We start from the raw sequence: 22479 nt of genomic DNA on the forward strand, positions 1-22479 counted from the left end.
CCTCCTTAATTATTTTCCGAGACAGAATTGACTGAATAACTGATCGATCAATTCATCACTTGCGGATTCTCCGATAATTTCACCTAAAATTTCCCATGTTCTTGTTAAGTCTATTTGTACCATATCCATTGGTATTCCGGCTTCTGCCGCATCTATTGCATCTTGTATTGAATTTCTTGCTTGTTTTAATAATGAGATATGTCTTGAGTTAGAAACATATGTCATATCTTGGTTTTGAACCTCTCCGCCGAAGAATAGGTCGCGGATTTGTTCTTCGAGCTGATCAATGCCCTCTTGTTTCAGCATTGATGTTTCAATGACAGGCATATCACCGACCATTTCATGCACTTCATCTAAATCAAGGTGCTGCTCGAGGTCCGTCTTATTCACAATGACAATTGCATCTTCATTTTTGATGACTTCATATAACTTGCGGTCTTCTTCAGTCAACGCTTCGTTATAGTTTAAGACGAACAAAATCAAATCAGCCTCGCTGAGTGCTTTGCGTGAACGCTCAACACCGATTTTTTCTACGATGTCTTCAGTCTCGCGGATACCTGCAGTGTCTACTAAGCGCAACGGTACACCGCGGACGTTCACATATTCTTCTAAGACGTCTCGCGTCGTACCCGCAACCTCAGTGACAATCGCTTTATTATCTTGAATTAAGTTATTAAGCATAGAAGACTTGCCGACGTTCGGTTTACCTACAATTACAGTAGAAAGACCTTCTCTCATGATTTTACCCTGTGTACCTGTCGCTAAAAGACGATCGATTTCAGCTTTGATTGCTTCAGACTGTTTTAACAGGAATTCTGTTGTCGCATCTTCGACATCATCATATTCAGGATAATCGATATTCACTTCAACTTGCGCTAAAATTTCCAAAATCGATTGACGTTGGCGTTTGATCATATCGCTTAAGCGTCCTTCGATTTGATTCATCGCAACTTTAGACGCCCGGTCAGTCTTAGAACGGATGAAATCCATCACTGCTTCAGCTTGAGACAAATCAATACGGCCGTTTAAGAATGCACGTTTTGTGTATTCCCCTGGTTCAGCCATTCTTGCCCCATATGTCATTGTCAGTTCTAAAACACGATTGATAGTAAGTATCCCGCCATGACAGTTAATCTCTACGATATCTTCTCTTGTAAATGTTTTTGGTGCACGCAGCACGGATACCATCACTTCTTCAACGACTTCATTCGTTTCAGGATCGATAATATGCCCATAATTAATTGTATGCGAATCTACTTCAGCTAATGGTTTCTTTCCTTTATACAGCCGATCTGTAATTTCAACAGCTTGGCTTCCCGACAAACGGACAATACCGATTGCACCTTCTCCCATCGGAGTAGAAATACTGGTAATTGTATCTAAATCCAACATGCTGCTTCGCCTCCTCTACTTAAATTTCTAACTATATAATTGTAATGACTTTTATTGTAAATTGCCACATATGTGTTCAATTTCTATGAAGTTAGTCTTACGTTTGTCTGACCTAAGACTTCGGATAGTCTACTTTATTCTCTTATTGAATAGTTTTGCAATTTTTAGCACGTGTTCTAAGCTTTTTTGAATTTCTAGTACAGTCATATCTTTTGCAGGTTGTCTTGCAATTACAATAATCTTTTTCGCAATAATATCATTCTTATGTACTTTAAAATTTTCTCTGATTGAACGTTTGATACGATTGCGTGTCACTGCATTGCCGAGTTTCTTAGAAACACTAATCCCTAATTTAAAATGAGTCAAGTTTTCGTCAGGCATGACATAAATGACAAATTGGCGATTTGCGACTGACTTCCCTTTTCTGTAAATCGCTTGAAAATCGCTGTTCCTTTTAATGCGGTATGCTTTTTCCACTTCCATCACTCACTTATTTTTCTTTTCTTGCTGCTCCCCTACCCTACTTTGTATCTTACGTATCTAGTGTAGAGAATCGGGGTATCAATTTCCAACCTGCGGATCTTTTACCTGCTTTAAAGCAAAAAAAAGACCACTGATAGGTCAGTGATCTTATGCTGATAAAACTTTACGGCCTTTACGACGACGACGCGCTAATACTTTACGGCCATTTTTAGTGCTCATGCGTTTTCTGAAACCATGAACTTTACTGTGTTTACGTTTATTTGGTTGATAAGTACGTTTTACCATGTAAAAACACCTCCATATCGAATCATTTCATTCATTTATAGTCGCTTTCTCATATTTAACATCATGAGATTCTTGGAAAAGATCTGCATCTACAGCCTTATCTGCTATAACCGAGATATTACAGTCTTATACCAAGTTACTCCGTAGTCTTTTCTACGGTGTCTGCGAAAGGATGAGCTCCTATCAAATGCTCACCTTACTTAGTTCAATTAATCAATATCTTAGTCATAATTCAAGCAACTACTAAAATATAACAAATTCAACCTTATAAAGCAAGTACATTTTATGTGTATGTTATCTGAAAAGTTATCCACTTATTCACAGAGGAACAGTGACATTCTGTGGATAAATATGTTACCATACACAGACTCCTGCACATAAAAGTAACATATCCACATAGGTTTGACAGGTAGATTTGTTAATAAGTATAATGATGTGGATAAGTCTTATAAAGTTTGATAGACCTAAGGTTTACAGCTTTCATTTATCAACATTTTATCTGTGCACAACTCAAAATTCAATAAAGTTATCCACCGATTGTGATTAACTTGTGGATAATTACCAACATCCTGTGTATTAAGTTATCCACGGGATGTGATTTTGTGAATAAGTCTAAAAAATTTAAGAAAGATGGAGTTTATATGTCAAAAAAAGAAATTTGGGGAAAAGTTCTTGAATTAGCTAAAGACGAATTGACAGAAGTAAGTTATAACACTTGGTTTGAGCCTCCAAAAACAGAATTGGTAGGTATCGAAGATTCTGAGGCCATTATTTTAGTGAATGATGGATTTATCAAAGAATTTTTGAAAAAACAATATACTGGTATAGTTGAAAAATTATTCGAAAATGCGATTGGGACGCCGCTTAAACCAAGATTTGTCATTCAAAATGATCTGACAGCTGATGCACAACTTAAAACTGATGTGAAAGAACAAAATAATGAAAAAGAAGCCGAAATACCAAGCTTCCAAAACAGCAGCGAAGACCAATTCAATGCGCATAATACATTTGAAACTTTCGTTATCGGACCTGGGAACCGCTTCCCGCACGCAGCAAGTTTGGCAGTAGCGGAAGCACCCGCAAAAGCTTATAACCCGCTATTCATCTATGGAGGCGTTGGTTTAGGAAAGACACATTTAATGCACGCAATCGGGCATTACGTCTTGCAAAATAATAAAGATGCGAAAGTCATCTATACATCCAGCGAGAAGTTTACAAATGAATTCATTAAATCAATCCGAGATAATGAAACCGAAAGATTCAGAGAAAAATACAGAAATATCGATGTGCTGCTGATTGACGATATTCAATTCATCCAAAACAAAGAGCAGACACAAGAAGAATTCTTCCATACTTTCAATGAATTACATCAAGCTGAAAAACAAATTGTCATCTCAAGCGACCGACCTCCTAAAGAAATTTCAAAATTAGAAGATCGTTTGCGCTCTCGTTTCGAATGGGGCTTGATCGTTGATATCACGCCGCCTGATTATGAAACACGTATGGCAATTCTGCAGAAAAAGTTAGAAGAAGAAGATGTCGATATTCCGTTAGAATCTTTAACTTATATCGCAAACCAAATCCAATCCAACATCCGTGAATTAGAAGGTGCCTTAACTCGCGTTATCGCCTATTCCAGATTACAAGGCGAACCGATTACAACTGAACTCACTGCAGAAGCACTTAAAGATATTATTCAAACACCGAAATCTAAGAAAATAACAATCCAGGATATTCAAAAAGTGGTTGGACAATATTACAACGTGCGACTTGAAGATTTTATTGCGAAAAAACGTACAAAATCCATCGCCTATCCGCGTCAAATCGCAATGTATCTTTCTCGCGAACTGACTGATTTCTCACTACCGAAAATCGGAGAAGAATTCGGCGGCCGCGATCATACAACAGTGATTCATGCGCACAGAACTATTCGTGAAGATATGGAAAAAGATACATTATTCAAGCAAGAAGTCGAAAATCTGGAAAAAGAAATTCGAAATCAGTAAACATTTTAGAAATTTACTAGCAGATCAGGGTAAAATTAAGTGAGACAACCGAGCTGTTATACTACAGAGATAAAAAGATGATTGTGGACAATGTGCAGAAGTTGTACACATCATACACAGATTATCCACATGTGTATAACTTTTCATAGCAAGGTTTTTACAGGGTTATCCACTTATCCACAGCCCCTACTACTATTACTACGGTTTTAAAACCTATATAATTAATTTATAAACGACTGGAAGGAGTTTAAAATTTATGATGGAATTCACGATTAAAAGAGACTATTTCATAAATCAATTAAATGACACGCTAAAAGCAATTTCACCAAGAACAACATTGCCTATCTTAACTGGTATCAAAATCGATGCGAAAGAAGAAGGTATCATTTTGACTGGTTCAGATTCAGAGATTTCAATTGAAATTTCAATCCCTAAAGAAGTCGACGGAGAAGAGATTGTCACAATTTCAGAAACAGGATCAGTCGTACTTCCTGGTCGTTTCTTTGTAGATATTATTAAAAAATTACCAGGCAAAGATGTTAAGTTATCAACAAACGAACAGTTCCAAACTTTAATTACATCAGGTCATTCAGAGTTTAACTTAAGCGGCTTAGATCCAGATCAATATCCATTGCTGCCGCAAGTTTCTCAAGATGATGCAATTCAATTACCAATCAAAGTCTTAAAAAATGTCATCGCGCAAACAAACTTCGCAGTGTCCACCTCAGAAACACGGCCAGTTTTAACTGGTGTGAACTGGTTGATTCAAGATAATGAATTAATATGCACTGCGACAGACTCACACCGTTTGGCTGTAAGAAAATTAAAATTAGAAGATGAGGACATCGAGAATAAAAATGTCATCATTCCTGGTAAAGCTTTAGCTGAATTAAACAAAATCGTAACGGACTCAGAAGATGACATCAATATCTTCTTTGCTTCAAACCAAGTGTTATTTAAAGTCGGACACATTAATTTCATTTCAAGATTGCTTGAAGGACATTATCCTGATACTTCTCGCTTGTTCCCTGAAAACTATGAAACAAAAATCGAAATGAGCAACAGCGACTTCTATCATGCAATTGATCGTGCTTCATTGCTTGCACGCGAAGGCGGCAATAATGTCATCAAACTTAGCACAGGCAATCAAGAAGTTGAACTTTCTTCTACATCACCTGAAATCGGTACGGTTAAAGAAGATGTAGACGCAAATAATGTTGAAGGCAGCAGCTTGAAGATTTCATTCAACTCTAAATACATGATGGACGCATTAAAAGCAATCGATAACGACGAAGTTGAAGTAGAATTCTTCGGTACTATGAAACCTTTCACTTTAAAACCTAAAGATGACGATTCAGTAGTTCAATTAATTCTTCCAATCAGAACTTACTAGTCCGAAAATAAACAGTGACATTCACGTAAAAAAACGGAAATCCTTTTTGCAGGGTTTCCGTTTTTTCGTGTTGAAAATGAAATATGGAGTTTAAATCAATTTTAAAGGCCCTCAGATGTCGCACAGTAAACTTTAAAATTGATTTGGATAAAAATATCAGGACAACAAAATTTTTCAATGTCACCTTTTAAAATGCAAAAAATGAGCGATAGAGAGGTAAAAAAATCAACTTTTTGAAAAACAGCTGAAATTTTATTGAGATAAGCCTAGAAATCAACCTGTAACACATGAAATTTATTACAAAAAAAGGTATAATATATTAATGACCTTACAAAGAAATGGAGTGAGTGTGTTGACTGAAAAAATCATGGTTGAAGGTGACATTACTTTAGGACAATTCCTGAAAACCGAAGGCATTATCGAATCAGGCGGACAGGCAAAATGGTTTTTAAAAGATTTCGAAGTTTTCTTGAACGGCGAAAGAGAAACGCGTCGCGGAAAGAAACTTGAAGATGGCGATCAAATTGAAATACCTGAAGTGGGTTCTTTTGTAATAGCACATCAAGGTGACCAATGAAATTAAATGCACTCCAGCTTGAAAATTACCGCAATTACGAAGCAGTCGCATTAGATTGCCATCCTGATGTAAACATTTTGATTGGTGAAAATGCGCAAGGCAAAACCAATTTATTAGAATCTATTTACACACTTGCATTAGCTAAAAGTCATCGAACAGCTAATGATAAAGAGCTTATTCGTTTTGGTGCTGAGTATGCTAAAATAGAGGGTGAGCTGAGTTATAGACATGGCAAGATGCCGCTTACGATGTTTATAACTAAAAAAGGCAAAAAGGTTAAAGTCAACCACTTGGAACAACATCGTCTGACACAGTATATCGGACACTTGAATGTTGTTCTTTTTGCCCCAGAGGACCTGAATATCGTCAAAGGATCTCCGCAAGTCAGACGCCGCTTTATCGATATGGAGCTGGGTCAGATGTCTGCGGTGTACCTCAACGACTTATCACAGTACCAGCGTATTTTGAAACAAAAAAATAATTATTTAAAGCAATTGCAAACGAAACAAAAGACGGATCGTACCATGATTGAAGTCTTGAACCAGCAATTTGCGCAATATGCTTTGAAAGTGACACTTAAACGTGCCCATTTCATCGCAGAACTGGAAACACTCGCACAACCGATTCATGCCAGTATTACTGACGACAAAGAAGCTTTAGAAGTCAATTACCGTCCAAGCTTGAAGCTGTCTGATACTGAGGATGAAGCAGCGTTGTTCGAAGAGGTACTTCAACTGCTGGCAGATAATATGGACAGAGAGATAGAACGCGGTGTGGCACTCTACGGCCCGCATCGTGATGATTTAGGTTTCAACGTAAATGGGATGGACGCACAAACGTATGGTTCGCAAGGACAGCAGCGTACATCTGCATTATCAATCAAGCTGGCTGAGATTGAACTGATCAACAAAGAAGTCGGCGAATACCCTATCTTATTGCTTGATGATGTGCTGAGTGAATTAGATGACTCCCGTCAGACTCACCTGCTGAGTACAATTCAAGATAAGGTACAGACCTTTGTGACAACAACGTCTGTAGAAGGTATTGATCATGAAATTATGAAACATGCAAAACTTTACCGAATAAACCAAGGTGAAATTATCAAGTGATAGAAAGTGAAGGTGGAAGCATTGTCAGATGTGAACAACACGGAAGATTATGGTGCTGGACAAATACAGGTATTAGAAGGGCTTGAAGCCGTTCGTAAACGTCCGGGTATGTATATCGGATCTACTTCAGAAAGAGGTCTGCACCATCTCGTATGGGAAATTGTAGATAATAGTATTGACGAAGCATTAGCTGGCTATGCTGATAGAATCGATGTCGTTATCGAAAAAGACAACTGGATTCGCGTAGAAGATAACGGTCGCGGTATTCCAGTAGATATTCAAGAAAAAATGGGCCGTCCTGCAGTTGAAGTTATTTTAACTGTCTTGCATGCCGGAGGTAAATTCGGCGGCGGCGGATATAAAGTATCAGGCGGTTTGCATGGTGTAGGCTCTTCTGTAGTTAACGCACTTTCAGAAACTTTAGAAGTTTATGTACACCGTAATGATAAAGTGTATAACCAAGCTTATAAACGTGGTATTCCGCAATACGACTTGAAAGTTGTAGGAGAAGCGGAAGGTACAGGTACAGTGATCCGTTTTAAAGCGGACCCTGAGATTTTCACTGAAACAACTGAGTATCAGTATGAAATCCTTCAAAAACGTATTCGTGAATTAGCTTTCTTAAACAAAGGCATTCAGATTACATTACGCGATGAACGCGAAGAAGAGGTAAGAGAAGATTCTTATCACTATGAAGGCGGTATTAAATCTTACGTTGAATTAATCAACGAAAACAAAGAACCGTTATTTGATGAGCCTGTTTATCTTCATGACCGCAAAGATGACGTAGAAGTCGAAATCGCATTGCAGTACAACAAAGGCTTTGCGACAAACTTATTATCTTATGCCAACAACATTCATACGTATGAAGGCGGTACGCACGAAGATGGATTCAAACGTGCATTGACACGTGTATTGAACAGCTATGGTACAAAACAAGGCATTATCAAAGAGGACAAAGAGCGTTTATCTGGTGAAGATACACGTGAAGGCTTAACAGCAATTGTGTCTATCAAACACAGTAATCCTCAATTCGAAGGACAAACGAAAACAAAATTAGGCAACACGGAAGTACGCCAGATTGTAGACAGACTCTTCACAGAAGATATGGAGCGTTTCTTGATGGAAAACCCTCAAGTAGCTCGTATTATCGTGGAGAAAGGTATTATGGCTTCTCGTGCTCGTATCGCAGCTAAAAAAGCGCGTGAAGTGACACGCAGAAAATCAGCACTTGAAGTGTCCAGCTTACCTGGTAAATTAGCAGACTGTTCAAGCAAGAACCCGGACGAAAGTGAAATCTTCATAGTCGAAGGTGACTCTGCCGGAGGGTCTACAAAATTAGGCCGAGACTCTAGAACACAAGCGATTCTGCCATTACGAGGCAAGATTTTGAACGTTGAAAAATCACGCTTAGACAGAATCTTAAACAATAACGAAATCCGTGCCATGATTACAGCATTCGGTACAGGTATCGGCGGAGAATTCGATATTACGAAAGCACGTTATCATAAAATCGTTATTATGACAGATGCCGATGTGGACGGTGCGCATATCAGAACGTTGTTATTAACATTCTTCTACCGTTTCATGCGTCCGTTGATTGAAGCGGGATATGTATATATTGCACAACCGCCGTTATTCAAATTAACGCAAGGCAAACAAAAGTATTATGTCTTTAACGAACGTGAATTAGAGAAATTAAAATCAGAATTGAAACCGACACCGAAATGGTCAATTTCTCGTTACAAAGGTTTAGGGGAAATGGATGCCGATCAATTATGGGAAACTACAATGAACCCTGAACACCGCTCAATGCTTCAAGTAACATTGGATGATGCGATTGAAGCGGATATGACATTCGAAATGCTGATGGGCGATGTCGTTGAAAACCGCCGTCAATTTATCGAAGACAATGCAGTCTATGCAAACTTGGATTTCTAATCTTAAAAGTATGTATCACTGCAACAGCTACGGAATTAATAACTTAAGGAGGCAATCTTGATGGCTGAATATCCTGAATCAAGAATAATTGAACGAAATATTAGTAACGAGATGCGTGAATCGTTCTTAGACTATGCGATGAGTGTTATCGTATCTCGTGCTTTGCCAGACGTCAGAGATGGTTTGAAACCGGTACATCGTCGTATATTATACGGTTTGAACGAACAAGGAATGACGCCTGATAAACCGTATAAGAAATCCGCACGTATCGTAGGTGACGTAATGGGTAAATACCACCCTCACGGGGACTCATCTATCTATGAGGCTATGGTGCGTATGGCTCAGGATTTCAGCTATCGTTATCCTCTTGTTGACGGTCAAGGCAACTTTGGTTCAATGGATGGCGATGGTGCAGCTGCAATGCGTTATACCGAAGCACGTATGACGAAACTTTCTACAGAACTATTAAGAGATATCAATAAAGATACAATCAACTTCATTGATAACTATGATGGGACAGAAAGAGAGCCGGAAGTCTTACCGGCACGTTTCCCGAACCTCTTAGTAAATGGTGCTTCAGGGATTGCAGTAGGTATGGCAACAAACATTCCGCCGCACAATATGACAGAGGTCATCAATGGTATTTTAAGCCTAAGCCACAATCCTGATATTACAATTGCGGAATTGATGGAAGATATTACAGGTCCTGACTTCCCTACTGCAGGTTTAATCCTAGGCAAGAGCGGTATTCGCCGTGCATATGAAACAGGACGCGGTTCTATTCAAATGCGTGCACGTGCTGAAATCGAAGAACGCGGCGGCGGTCGCCAACGTATCGTTGTGACTGAAATCCCGTTCCAAGTCAATAAAGCACGTATGATTGAAAAGATAGCAGAATTAGCGCGTGATAAACGAATAGACGGCATTACAGACTTGCGTGACGAAACAAGTTTGCGTACAGGTGTCAGAGTAGTTATTGATATTCGAAAAGATGCCAACGCAAGTGTTATCTTGAATAACTTATATAAACAAACACCGCTGCAAACTTCATTTGGTGTGAATATGATTGCATTAATCAACGGCAGACCGAAATTAATCAATCTTAAAGAAGCGCTAGTTGAATACTTAGAACACCAAAAAGTAGTTGTACGCAGACGTACAGAATACAATTTGAAAAAAGCCGAAGATCGTGCACATATCTTAGAAGGTTTAAGAATTGCCTTAGACCATATCGATGAGATTATTACGACAATCCGTGAATCAGAAACAGATAAAGTCGCAATGGAACGTTTGCAAGAACGCTTCGAACTTTCTGAACGCCAAGCACAAGCGATCTTGGACATGCGTTTAAGACGTTTAACAGGATTAGAAAGAGACAAAATCGAATCTGAATATAACGATTTGATTGCTTATATCGAAGAGTTGAGAGAAATCCTTGCAGACGAAGAAAAATTACTGCAATTAGTACGTGATGAATTAATCGATGTCAGAGAACGCTTCGGTGATGAACGCCGTACTGAAATTCAACTTGGCGGTCTTGATCAAATCGAAGATGAAGACTTGATTCCAGAAGAACAAATCGTTATTACATTGAGTCATAACAACTACATCAAACGTTTACCGGTTTCAACGTACCGTTCGCAAAATCGCGGCGGACGCGGTATACAAGGTATGAACATGTTGGATGAAGACTTCGTGAGTCAGATTGTTACGATGAGTACGCATGACCATGTATTGTTCTTTACAAACCAAGGCCGTGTCTACAAACTTAAAGGTTATGAGGTGCCGGAACTCTCACGTCAGTCTAAAGGTATCCCTGTAATCAACGCAATTGAGTTAGAAAATGATGAGTCCATCAGTACGATGATTGCGGTGAAAGACTTAGAAAAAGAAGATGCTTATCTTGTTTTCGCAACGAAAAACGGTATTGTGAAACGTTCATCATTAAGCAACTTCTCGCACATTAACAGAAACGGTAAAATCGCAATCAACTTCAGAGATGAAGACGAACTTGTTGCGGTACGTCTAACAGACGGCACAAAAGATGTATTATTAGGTACTTCTCGTGCATCGCTCATCCGCTTCAGAGAATCACTCTTAAGACCACTTGGCCGTACAGCAGCAGGCGTAAAAGGTATTTCATTACGTGAAGGCGACTTTGTTGTGGGACTTGCAGTTGCGAATGGCGATAGTGAAGATGAAGTACTCGTAGTCACTGAAAATGGTTACGGTAAACGTACACCGCTTGGTGAATACCGTCTTTCTAATCGCGGCGGTAAAGGTATTAAAACAGCGACAATCACAGAGAAAAACGGTGATATCGTTTGTATCACTACCGTCACTGGCGAAGAAGACTTGATGATTGTGACAGATCATGGTGTCATTATCAGAATCGATGTCAGCGACATTTCTCAAAACGGCCGTTCAGCACAAGGTGTCAGATTGATTCGTTTAGGCGAAGATCAATTTGTATCTACTGTCGCAAAAGTTCAAGAAGAACCAGAAGATGAATTAGAAGGTACTTCAGACAGCGGTGCACTTCCTGGAGAAGACGAACCGACACCGACAGTCGAAGAACAAGTGATTGAATCAGACGATGACGACCGTACAATTCATACAGAAGTTGTCGATGAAACTGAAGATGAAGACGGCGAAAGAAAAGAAGTAAGACAAGACTTCATGGATCGCGTGAATGAAGATATTGAAAATGCGGATTCAGAAGATGAAGATAACGAAGAAGAATAATTTAAGTGAATAGATAAAGTAAAAGCTTTCTGCAAAACCCAACGGTTAAGCAGAAAGCTTTTTTATTACTATAAATGAATTAAGTTTAATCTTCTTTTTCTTCTAAACGTTTCATCGCATATGGAATTTCCGCAATTAAGTTTGATGGCGGTACTACATACATTTCTTTAGATAGATACTCGCCAACATAACTGTGTACATAAGTACCTGCTTTAACCGCATAGTCGAAATCATCGAATTGGCCGATGAAGCTAGTAATGATACCAGAAAGTGTATCACCCATACCGCCTGTCGCCATCGCAGGTGTGCCGATATCTAATTTGTAAGTTTTATCTTTTAAATAGATTTCAGTGCCATGCTGCTTTAAGACTACCGCTGTGCCGATTTGATCAACTGCTTCGCGATTACGTTCATAAGTTTGTTCTTCAATCGGAATACCGCTCAATCTTTCCCATTCCATTTGATGAGGTGTGAAGACGATATTACGGCAGTCCGGAATTTCTACTTTCAATTTACTCATAATAGAAATTGCATCTCCGTCAATAATCAAGTTTTGGTGCGGTTGAATATTTTGGAGTAAGAATGTCATTGCGTTATTACCTTTGAAATCTCTGCCTAGTCCAGGTCCGATTAAAATACTATCTGAGATTTCTATCATTTTCGTTAACATTTTTGTATCGTTGATATCTATAACCATTGCTTCTGGACAGCGTGAATGCAGTGCCGCATGGTTAGTCGGATGCGTTGCGACTGTAATCAGTCCGCTTCCGCTGTATACACATGCACGTGCAGCCATAATAATTGCGCCGCCTAAATTCGCATTACCGCCGATTAAAAGTATCTTGCCGTAGTCCCCTTTATGGGTTTCATCTTGTCTTTTTGGAATAGTAACATCTGTTAAAATTTCCACCATAATCCCTCCATATTCCCTATCAATTTTGAATCTTAAGCTTCATAAATGGAGCTTTAGGTTTCTCGATGTGTTGATGGTTGCTTATAAAATTTAAGCACATCTCAATCCAATGAGATGAGCCTGTTAGTCCATATTTTTTACTAATTTCTTAATGCATTAGAATATACTATACCTATCGAATGGGTAAGTCAATACATATAATTTAAGTATTTATTAACATTTAGTAAGCATGCGTCATGACAAGGATGAGCAGTCTTCTATCATCTGCATTTCTGCTTCTAGTATCGGCTTTACGACTATGTTCAACTCATGAAACGTAATGAAGAAGTCAGAAGTTGTATTTTAGCTTGTTAAAATAGTGACGTATTAACACGCTACGTCTTTCGCTAAAGCTATTGTCCTACCCAAAATGTAAGCGTATACTTGTGATAATTGTATACATTTATTTTACTGAGGGGGTAATTCAATTGACATTAGAATTAAACGGAGCATCGCTCACAATTGAAGATATCAAGACATTTTTACACCAGCAAGATAAGGTAGCAATCTCAGCTGAAGCAATGGAACGTGTAAAGCAGAGCCGTGCTATTGTGGAGGAAATCATTAAAAATAAAGAAACGATTTATGGTATTACAACAGGGTTCGGCTTATTCAGCGATGTCTTAATCGACCCTGAGCAATACAATCAATTACAAGTGAACTTGATTCGTTCCCATGCCTGTGGAACAGGGGATCCGTTTTCGCATGATGTAGCATTAGTGATGATGGTATTACGTCTGAATACTATGTTAAAAGGGCATTCAGGTGTAACAACTGACTTAGTGGATCAATTGATTTATTTCATCAATGAACGTATTATTCCGATTATTCCGCAACAAGGTTCGTTAGGTGCATCAGGTGATCTAGCACCGTTATCTCACCTTGCATTAGCATTAATCGGAGAAGGCAAAGTCTTTTATCAGCAAGAAGAAAGAGACAGTAAAGATGTGCTTGAAATGCTAGGACGACAACCATTAGAACTTTCCGCAAAAGAAGGATTAGCTTTGATTAATGGAACGCAGGCGATGACAGCCCAAGGTGTCATCAGCTGTATTGAAGCGGAAAGCCTGGCATATCAATCTGAATGGATTGCGGCACTGACACATCAAGCATTAAACGGCATTACAGATGCTTATCGTCCAGAAGTACATGATGTGCGCAACTTCCCAGAACAAAGTGCAGTAGCGGATCGTATGTTGTATTGGTTAGAAGATTCTCAGTTAACTACACATCAAGGTGAAATCCGAGTTCAAGATGCGTATACATTACGCTGTATTCCGCAAGTCCATGGTGCCAGCTTTGAAACATTGAAGTTTGTGAAACAGCAATTGGAACGTGAAATGAATGCGGCTAATGATAATCCGTTAATCTTCCATGAAGATGATGAAACCTTAGTGATTTCAGGCGGCAACTTCCATGGTCAGCCTGTTGCTTATGCGTTAGATTTCTTAAAAGTAGCAGTCAGTGAATTAGGCAATATCGCAGAACGCCGCTTAGAACGCTTAGTTAATCCGCAATTAAACGGTGGTTTGCCTGCCTTCTTAAGTCCTGAACCTGGATTGCAAAGCGGTGCGATGATTATGCAATATGCGGCTGCAAGTTTAGTTTCAGAAAATAAAACATTAGCACATCCGGCAAGTGTTGATTCCATTCCTTCATCAGCTAACCAAGAAGATCATGTTTCAATGGGTACAATCGGATCAAGACATGGTTATCAGATTGTGGATAATACGCGCAGAGTGCTTTCAATCGAATTGATTATTGCGCTGCAAGCAGTGGAACTGAAAGGTATCGATCAATTATCGCCGCGTTCACGTGAAAAATATGAGACATTAAGAAACATTACACCTTCTATTACAGAAGACCGTCAATTCCATCAAGATATCACGCAAGTTTCGCGTTATTTACAGCAAGCTGCGTATACTGATGCAGAATGCAAATAACATGAATTTTTCTTGAATTCAGAAAAATTTTATATTTGAGTTGCAATTTAAAATAGTATTTGCTATAGTGAAGTTAAGTTAATAAAACATTGTTCGCAGGATAAGTAGTCCTAAGTAATAATTTCAGAGAGCTTATGGTTGGTGTGAATAAGCAATTAAGGCTTAGCGGTGAATCTACCTGCATATGAGTGAACAACCGGTTTTAACCGTTATTTTAGTGAGAGTGCAGTGTGCATCAATTTTTGATACATACTGTTAAATAGGGTGGCAACACGTATACCACGTCCCTTGTAGGGGCGTGGTATTTTTTTATCTTTTTTTAAAGCTACTCTAAAATATTATTAATTTTTATTATTATACCCCTACACATATTTCGAAAGGATGACTTAAACATGTTAGATATTAAATTGTTTAGAAATGAAACTGATCGCTTAAAAGAGAAAGTAAGATTACGTAATATGGATCCGAAAATCGTGGATGAAGTATTAGAACTTGATGGCAAACGTCGTGAATTAATCGGTAAAGCAGAAGAAATGAAAGCTGAACGCAACCGAGTAAGCGGTGAAATCGCTGAGAAAAAACGCAACAAAGAAAATGCGGATGACGCTATTAAAGAAATGAGAGAACTTGGCGATAAAATCAAAGATATTGATACTGAATTACATGAAGTGGATGATGCGTTGAATTATAGATTATCTACAATCCCTAATATCATGCATGATGATGTACCTGAAGGCGAAACTGATGAAGATAATATTGAAGTTAAAAAATGGGGTACACCACGCGAATTCGACTTCGAAGCAAAAGCACACTGGGATTTAGTCGAAGAATTAGGTATGGCTGATTTCGAACGTGCTGCACGCGTATCTGGTGCACGTTTCGTCTTCTTAACAAATGAAGGTGCACAATTAGAACGTGCGTTAATGAACTACATGTTAACAAAACATACAACTCAGCACGGCTATACTGAAATGATGGTACCTCAACTTGTAAATGCAAATGCAATGTATGGTACAGGTCAACTTCCAAAATTCGAAGAAGACTTATTCAAAATTGAAAAAGAAGGCTTCTACATGATTCCAACAGCAGAAGTACCTTTAACTAACTTCTACCGCGAAGAAGTTTTACCTGCAGATAAATTACCAGGTAAATTCACTGCACAGTCAGCATGCTTCAGAAGTGAAGCGGGTTCTGCCGGACGTGATACACGTGGTTTAATCCGTTTGCACCAATTCGATAAAGTTGAGTTGGTACGCTTTGAAAAACCTGAAGATTCTTGGGATGCATTAGAACAGTTAACAAGCAACGCAGAAGCAATCTTAGAAGAACTTGAATTACCATATCGTCGTGTCATCTTATGTACAGGCGACTTAGGATTCAGTTCAAGTAAAACTTATGACTTAGAAGTTTGGCTTCCAAGTTATGATGACTACAAAGAAATCAGCTCATGCTCTAACATGACAGATTTCCAAGCACGTCGTGCTAACATTCGTTTCAAACGCGACAAAGATGCTAAACCTGAATTAGTTCATACATTGAACGGAAGCGGATTAGCAGTAGGTCGTACATTTGCGGCGATTGTTGAAAATTACCAAAATGCGGATGGTTCAATCACGATTCCAAAAGCATTAGTACCATTTATGGGCGGAAAAGAAAAAATCGGCCCAGCAACAAAATAAATGGGATCATCGAGTAGTTGGAAAATGAATTAAGATGATCCAACCTCGTTCCAATATATATATTTACCTACCACATGGACGCTATGCCTTACCAACATAGCGTCCGATTTTTTATTTCCCAAACCATTATTTCCTGATGAAAAACAAAAAACCGACTACCCTCTAAGGATAATCGATTGAAATAGAATAGATTAAAAATACTGTAATGAAAGGGTTTGTTAGACATCGAGGTGTCTAACTTCAGACAAACGGAAGTCTACCCTTTTACCTTTTTGTTTTTGAGCTTCTGAACGCTGTGAAGTATCGACATATAGAAATGCGATCAATGCCATAATGCTCAGTGTAACGAATGCAAAACCTAATGGAATCAGAAAATTTCCAGCGTTTAAAAAGACAAACCCAGTGATACTCATTCTAATCAAGGCATGCAATACGAAACATAATATGCTTGTGAAAAACAGCGCAAGGCTGCTTCCTGCTAAGAAAACTTTCTGCATATTCCGCTGCTCCTTCTTAATATAAAATCTTCTTTGACATACTCATTATATCGTGGTTTGCAACATATTTCGATAGCGTTTTCGTGAATTAATATAAATTTAACAAATTTTTGTCCTTGCACAGAGTATATTAAGCACCTGTCATCAATTGCATGATACCGAAAATCAAAATAATAAGTGAGGCAATTGCGGTTAAACTCAGAGAAAGTACTGTTATTTTCTGGCTTCTATATCTTTTTTCTTTCTTCAATTCTCGAACAGAAAGGATAACTGAAACGACTAACAAAAGTAGTACAATGACATATGTAATGATTGCACCGGCTGACATATAACTCCTCCTTTAAGAATTTAATAAATATGTATTTTATTAATTTATACCTCATTTAAAATCAATAGAAACATTAGGGGATTCTATGTCTCAGTTATGAAAATAAAAAGTGAGAATCAAAGATGAGCGACAGGCTTAAAAACATATAGGATACCAGTGATATCAAGTAGGTGATTCTTGCCAACTATGTTAAAATAATTCTTATAGTTACTAAAGTATAGGAGTGGCGAATTTGTTTGCAAAAATAGACCTGAAGGCGACGCTTCTAGCGACATTAGCTTTGCTGATAGTTGCTGCAGTCACCTATTTTTTACCGGTTGCCGGAATCATATTATTCTTCGTTGCAACGGTGCCTGGGATAATTCTATGGCATAAGTCTATTATGTCATTCGGTGTTGCCGCGTTGATTACAGTTGTATTGGCTGTTCTTTTCGGAAGTCAATTGGTACTAAGCTATATCATCTTTATCTTGGTTTTAAGCTTGGTTGTAGGCCAATTATTGAAAGAACGTACTTCCAAAGAACGTATACTCTATATCGCGACTACATATATGAGTATTATTTCATTAGCAGCGTTTATGCTGCTTCAAGTCTTTGAAAAGCTGCCGCTTTCACAAGTACTTGTGAAGCCATTAAAAGATCAATTATATCACGCAATGGCAATGAGCGGGTTGGACGCTTCTTCACGCGGTGTATTTGAAGAAGGCTTTAGACAATTGGCAGTCCAATTACCAAGTTATGCTATCATTATCATTTTTATCATGATTTTGATTAACTTAATTGTTACGTTCCCGATATTACGTAAGTTCAAAATAGCAACCCCAGTATTTAAACCGCTGTATGCTTGGCATTTTAAACGTGTGATTGCATATATCTACTTTGTAGTATTGTTGTGTGTCATGTTCGCAACACAACCTGGTACATTCCAAAGTATTGTGTTAAATATGCAAGTCATCTTATCGTTTATTATGTTCATTCAAGGATTAAGTTTTATCGCATTCTTTGCGAAAGTAAAACGATTACCGGCAGCAGTGGGTATATTATTAATGATTGTCGGATTTTTAATTACACCTATCATACCTATCGTAGGCCTTTTAGGTGTTGTAGATTTATGTTTCAATCTGAAAAGATTTATCAAAAAATGATTTGAGGTGACAGAATGAATCGTCAATCCACGAAGAAAGCACTGATGATACCTTTTTTGCTGATGGTATTGACTGCAATCGCATTAGTAGTTGTATGGTTTATCTTTAATCAATTGATTGCAGGTATTGCTTCGGCAGTATTGATTGTCATGATTATTATCAGTGCATTTGCGTTGCGCAATGCATTCTTACGGTTGGATAATTATGTAGATGATTTGAGCGGACAAATTTCAGCAGGCAACAGTATCGCGATTAAAAGCTTGCCAATCGGAATTATTGTCCTTGATGAGAACGAAGATGTAGAATGGATGAACCATTTCATGTCTGATCGGTTAGATCGCAATGTTATCTCAGATCCGATAAATGAAGTGTATCCTAACATTCTGAAGCAATTAGAAAAGACACAAGAAATCGAAATTACAGATGGCAGTTATCATTACCGCGTTCGTTATTCTGAAGATGAACATGTATTGTATTTCTTCGACATTACAGAAGAAGTACAGACTTATGAGTTATATGAAGAATCGAAACCGATTATTGCGACGCTGTTCTTAGATAACTACGATGAAATCACACAAAATATGAATGATACACAACGTTCTGAAATCAACTCAATGGTGACACGTGTTATCAGTCGTTGGGCATCTGAATATGACATTTATTTCAAACGTTACAGTTCAGACCAATTCGTTGCGTATTTAAACAGACGTATCCTAGCACAATTAGAAGAGTCGAATTTTGATATCTTGCGTAATCTGCGTGAGAAAAGTGTGGGCTATCGTGCCCAATTAACTTTAAGTATCGGTGTCGGCGAAGGCTCAGAGAACTTGATTGATTTAGGGGATTTATCACAATCAGGTTTAGACCTTGCATTAGGCCGCGGCGGAGACCAAGTAGCCATCAAACATATTAACGGCAACGTTCGTTTCTATGGCGGTAAGACTGACCCGATGGAGAAACGTACACGTGTACGTGCACGCGTTATCTCTCATGCGTTGAAAGATATTTTAATGGAAGGCGACAAAGTCATCATCATGGGGCACAAACGTCCTGATTTAGATGCTATCGGTGCAGCAATCGGGGTATCGCGTTTTGCGATGATGAACAATTTAGATGCTTATGTTGTCTTAAACGATGAAGATATTGACCCGACATTGCGTCGTGTCATGGATGAAATCGATAAGAAACCAGAATTGAAAGACCGCTTTATCACATCTGATGAAGCATGGGATACTATGACATCGAAAACAACATTAGTAGTCGTCGATACGCACAAACCTGAAATGGTCTTAGATGAGAACATCTTAAATAAAGCCAACCGCAAAGTGGTCATCGACCACCATCGCCGCGGCGAAAGCTTTATCTCTCATCCGTTATTGGTATACATGGAACCTTATGCCAGCTCTACAGCAGAACTTGTGACAGAGCTGCTTGAATACCAACCGACAGAACAGCGTCTGACAAGACTTGAATCTACAATTATGTATGCAGGTATTATTGTGGATACACGCAACTTTACATTGCGTACAGGTTCAAGAACATTTGATGCGGCAAGTTATTTACGTGCACATGGTGCAGATACGATCTTGACGCAGCATTTCTTAAAGGACGATATTGATACGTATATCAATCGTTCAGAATTAATCCGAACTGTGAAATTGCAAGATAATGGTATTGCGATTGCACATGGTTCTAATGATAAAATTTATCATCCTGTTACAGTTGCACAAGCTGCAGATGAGTTGTTAAGTTTAGACGGTGTAGAGGCATCTTATGTGGTTGCCCGCAGAGAAGACGACTTAGTCGGTATTTCTGCACGTTCACTCGGTTCTATCAACGTTCAGCTGACAATGGAAGCATTGGGCGGCGGCGGACATTTAACAAATGCGGCAACTCAAATTAAAGGTGTAACAGTAGACGAAGCAGTAGAACAATTACAACAAGCCATAGATGAACAAATCAGTAGGAGTGAAGGATAATGAAAGTAATTTTTACACAAGACGTTAAAGGCAAAGGCAAGAAAGGCGAAGTAAAAGACGTACCAGTAGGTTACGCAAACAACTTCTTATTCAAGAAAAATGTTGCTGTGGAAGCAACACCAGGCAACTTAAAACAATTAGAACAGCAAAACAAACGTGCTGAACAAGAAAGAGAACAAGAAATCGAAGATGCAAAAGCATTAGCAAAACGCCTTGAAGAAATCGAAGTAGAAGTGACTGCGAAATCAGGCGAAGGCGGTAAATTATTCGGTTCTGTAAGTACTAAACAAATTGCACAAGCACTACAAAAACAACATGATATTAAAATTGATAAACGTAAAATGGAATTGCCTAATGGTATCCATGCATTAGGTTATACAAATGTACCAGTAAAATTAGACAAAACTGTCGAAGGTACAATCCGTGTTCACACAGTTGAACAATAAGAAAGATTTGGAAATAATCAGAGGTGTAATCAAAAATGGATGGAATGTATGAACAAAACCAGATGCCCCATAACAATGAGGCTGAACAATCTGTCTTAGGTGCCATTATTATTGATCCGCAGCTCATCGGGGAAACTCAGGGAGTCTTGCTTCCTGAGTCCTTTTATAGAGGCGCTCACCAACACATATTCCGTGCGATGATGCACCTCTCTGAGGAAAACAGCGAAATTGATGTCGTAACCTTGATGGACCAGCTGACATCAGAAGGGACATTGAGCGAAGCGGGCGGACCGCAATATCTTGCTGAACTGGCAAGCAATGTACCGACTACACGCAATATTGAATACTATAGAGAAATCGTCTATAAATTAGCCGCGAAACGTAATTTGATTCGTGTTGCTGATCAAATCGCAAAAGACGGCTATGATTCAGAACTTGAACTTGATGATATCTTAAGCGATGCTGAGCGCAAGATTTTAGAACTTGCCTCAACGAGAGAATCAGAAGGCTTTAAAGACATCCGAGATGTCTTAGGCCAAGTTTATGAAAATGCTGAAGAACTTGACCAAAACAGTGGTCAGACACCAGGTATCCCTACAGGTTATCGTGATTTAGACCAAATGACTGCGGGCTTTAACCGCAACGATTTAATCATTTTAGCTGCACGTCCCTCTGTAGGTAAGACTGCCTTCGCATTAAATATTGCGCAAAAAGTCGCAACACATGAAAGTAATTATACGGTAGGTATCTTCTCGCTTGAGATGGGTGCAGACCAGCTTGCAACACGTATGATCTGCAGCTCAGGCAACGTTGACTCTAACCGTTTGCGTACAGGTACGATGACTGAAGAAGACTGGAACCGTTTCACAGTTGCGGTCGGTAAGCTTTCACGTACGAAAATCTTTATTGATGATACGCCGGGTATCAGAATTACAGACTTGCGTTCAAAATGCCGCAGACTGAAACAAGAGCACGGTTTAGATATGATTGTAATCGACTACTTGCAGTTGATTATGGGAAGCGGTTCTCGTATGTCAGACAACCGTCAGCAAGAAGTATCTGAGATTTCAAGAACACTTAAAGCTATTGCACGTGAGTTAGAATGTCCTGTTATTGCACTGAGTCAGTTATCTCGTGGTGTAGAACAGCGACAAGATAAACGTCCGATGATGAGTGATATTCGTGAATCCGGTTCGATTGAGCAAGATGCGGATATCGTTGCTTTCTTATATCGTGATGATTACTATAATCGCGAAGATGGAGAAGAAGATGACGACGGCGGAATGGAACCTGTAACCAATGATGATAACGGTGAAATCGAAGTCATCATTGCGAAGCAGCGTAACGGCCCGACCGGTACTGTCAAACTGCACTTCATGAAACAATATAATAAGTTTACGGATATAGATTATGCACATGCAGATATGATGTAAATTGCTTTTGCATCACCGTAATTAAAGGAAAGACCAAACTTGTGTTTTGGTCTTTTTTTAAGTGCGCTCGGCATGATTAGCAACTTGATGGTGAAAGTCCATTACAGGCTTGGCAGTAGGAACTGTTAGCGAAAGACAAGGGTGTCC

The 22479-nt window shown here is 38.8% G+C and carries 18 protein-coding genes and 1 other annotated feature; of the genes, 12 read left to right on the forward strand and 6 right to left on the reverse strand.

What is annotated here, in order from left to right:
• Positions 1–9: 9 nt before the first annotated feature.
• From mnmE to rpmH, 3 genes are all read right to left on the reverse strand, one after another.
• On the reverse strand, positions 10–1389 hold the full coding sequence (mnmE, locus tag DVJ99_RS10120) for a tRNA uridine-5-carboxymethylaminomethyl(34) synthesis GTPase MnmE (protein ID WP_199790673.1): 1380 nt from the start codon (positions 1387–1389) through the stop codon (positions 10–12).
• 132 nt (positions 1390–1521) lie between these two features.
• On the reverse strand, positions 1522–1875 hold the full coding sequence (gene rnpA / locus DVJ99_RS10125; RefSeq protein WP_162912182.1) for a ribonuclease P protein component: 354 nt from the start codon (positions 1873–1875) through the stop codon (positions 1522–1524).
• A 147-nt stretch (positions 1876–2022) separates the two neighbouring features.
• On the reverse strand, positions 2023–2160 hold the full coding sequence (rpmH, locus tag DVJ99_RS10130) for a 50S ribosomal protein L34 (RefSeq protein WP_000240855.1): 138 nt from the start codon (positions 2158–2160) through the stop codon (positions 2023–2025).
• A 641-nt stretch (positions 2161–2801) separates the two neighbouring features.
• On the opposite strand from rpmH, the gene dnaA reads away from it, so the two are divergent.
• From dnaA to gyrA, 6 genes are all read left to right on the forward strand, one after another.
• The gene (gene dnaA / locus DVJ99_RS10135; RefSeq protein ID WP_199790669.1) at positions 2802–4166 is read left to right on the forward strand and encodes a chromosomal replication initiator protein DnaA; all 1365 of its coding nucleotides are present in this window, start codon (positions 2802–2804) and stop codon (positions 4164–4166) included.
• 256 nt (positions 4167–4422) lie between these two features.
• Complete coding sequence (gene dnaN, locus DVJ99_RS10140) at positions 4423–5559, forward strand: DNA polymerase III subunit beta (RefSeq protein WP_105994065.1); 1137 nt, start codon at positions 4423–4425, stop codon at positions 5557–5559.
• 367 nt (positions 5560–5926) lie between these two features.
• Positions 5927–6136 carry a S4 domain-containing protein YaaA gene (gene yaaA / locus DVJ99_RS10145; protein WP_199790672.1) on the forward strand — a complete coding sequence of 70 codons (210 nt, stop codon included), beginning with the start codon at positions 5927–5929 and terminating at the stop codon, positions 6134–6136.
• On the forward strand, positions 6133–7245 hold the full coding sequence (gene recF / locus DVJ99_RS10150; RefSeq protein ID WP_105994064.1) for a DNA replication/repair protein RecF: 1113 nt from the start codon (positions 6133–6135) through the stop codon (positions 7243–7245). The genes yaaA and recF overlap by 4 nt, the downstream gene beginning before the upstream one ends.
• A 12-nt stretch (positions 7246–7257) precedes the next feature.
• Positions 7258–9186, forward strand: a complete 1929-nt coding sequence (gene gyrB, locus DVJ99_RS10155; RefSeq protein ID WP_240430834.1) for a DNA topoisomerase (ATP-hydrolyzing) subunit B — start codon at positions 7258–7260, stop codon at positions 9184–9186.
• A gap of 60 nt (positions 9187–9246) precedes the next feature.
• Complete coding sequence (gene gyrA / locus DVJ99_RS10160; RefSeq protein ID WP_114604111.1) at positions 9247–11931, forward strand: DNA gyrase subunit A; 2685 nt, start codon at positions 9247–9249, stop codon at positions 11929–11931.
• Positions 11932–12016: 85 nt separating this feature from the next.
• On the opposite strand, the gene DVJ99_RS10165 is transcribed toward gyrA, so the two are convergent.
• Complete coding sequence (locus tag DVJ99_RS10165; protein ID WP_105994096.1) at positions 12017–12841, reverse strand: NAD(P)H-hydrate dehydratase; 825 nt, start codon at positions 12839–12841, stop codon at positions 12017–12019.
• Between the two features lie 470 nt (positions 12842–13311).
• Here DVJ99_RS10165 and hutH point away from each other — a divergent pair, with 470 nt between their 5' ends.
• Together hutH and serS are read left to right on the forward strand one after the other, a co-directional pair.
• The gene (gene hutH / locus DVJ99_RS10170; RefSeq protein WP_105994061.1) at positions 13312–14826 is read left to right on the forward strand and encodes a histidine ammonia-lyase; all 1515 of its coding nucleotides are present in this window, start codon (positions 13312–13314) and stop codon (positions 14824–14826) included.
• An 82-nt stretch (positions 14827–14908) separates the two neighbouring features.
• Positions 14909–15118, forward strand: a binding site (T-box leader).
• A gap of 100 nt (positions 15119–15218) precedes the next feature.
• Complete coding sequence (gene serS, locus DVJ99_RS10175; RefSeq protein ID WP_105994060.1) at positions 15219–16505, forward strand: serine--tRNA ligase; 1287 nt, start codon at positions 15219–15221, stop codon at positions 16503–16505.
• Between the two features lie 218 nt (positions 16506–16723).
• Here the strand turns inward: serS and DVJ99_RS10180 are convergent, their stop codons facing one another.
• Complete coding sequence (locus DVJ99_RS10180; protein WP_114604112.1) at positions 16724–17002, reverse strand: hypothetical protein; 279 nt, start codon at positions 17000–17002, stop codon at positions 16724–16726.
• A gap of 130 nt (positions 17003–17132) precedes the next feature.
• Entirely contained in the window at positions 17133–17330 is a 198-nt protein-coding gene (locus DVJ99_RS10185; protein WP_114604113.1) for a hypothetical protein, read from the reverse strand.
• A 217-nt stretch (positions 17331–17547) separates the two neighbouring features.
• Here DVJ99_RS10185 and DVJ99_RS10190 point away from each other — a divergent pair, with 217 nt between their 5' ends.
• From DVJ99_RS10190 to dnaB, 4 genes are read left to right on the forward strand one after another with little or no spacing between them, the layout of a single operon-like run.
• Positions 17548–18474 (forward strand): DUF2232 domain-containing protein, encoded by a 927-nt coding sequence (locus tag DVJ99_RS10190; protein WP_205527059.1) that lies wholly within the window; start codon positions 17548–17550, stop codon positions 18472–18474.
• A 14-nt stretch (positions 18475–18488) separates the two neighbouring features.
• Complete coding sequence (locus DVJ99_RS10195) at positions 18489–20453, forward strand: DHH family phosphoesterase (RefSeq protein WP_114604115.1); 1965 nt, start codon at positions 18489–18491, stop codon at positions 20451–20453.
• A complete protein-coding gene (rplI, locus tag DVJ99_RS10200; RefSeq protein WP_105994055.1) occupies positions 20453–20899 on the forward strand; it encodes a 50S ribosomal protein L9 in 447 nt (148 codons plus the stop codon). The genes DVJ99_RS10195 and rplI overlap by 1 nt, the downstream gene beginning before the upstream one ends.
• A 35-nt stretch (positions 20900–20934) precedes the next feature.
• Positions 20935–22332 carry a replicative DNA helicase gene (gene dnaB / locus DVJ99_RS10205; protein WP_114604116.1) on the forward strand — a complete coding sequence of 466 codons (1398 nt, stop codon included), beginning with the start codon at positions 20935–20937 and terminating at the stop codon, positions 22330–22332.
• Positions 22333–22479: the final 147 nt, after the last annotated feature.

Source organism: Staphylococcus sp. EZ-P03 (assembly GCF_003344575.1).
Classification (GTDB): Bacteria; Bacillota; Bacilli; order Staphylococcales; family Staphylococcaceae; genus Staphylococcus; species Staphylococcus simulans_B.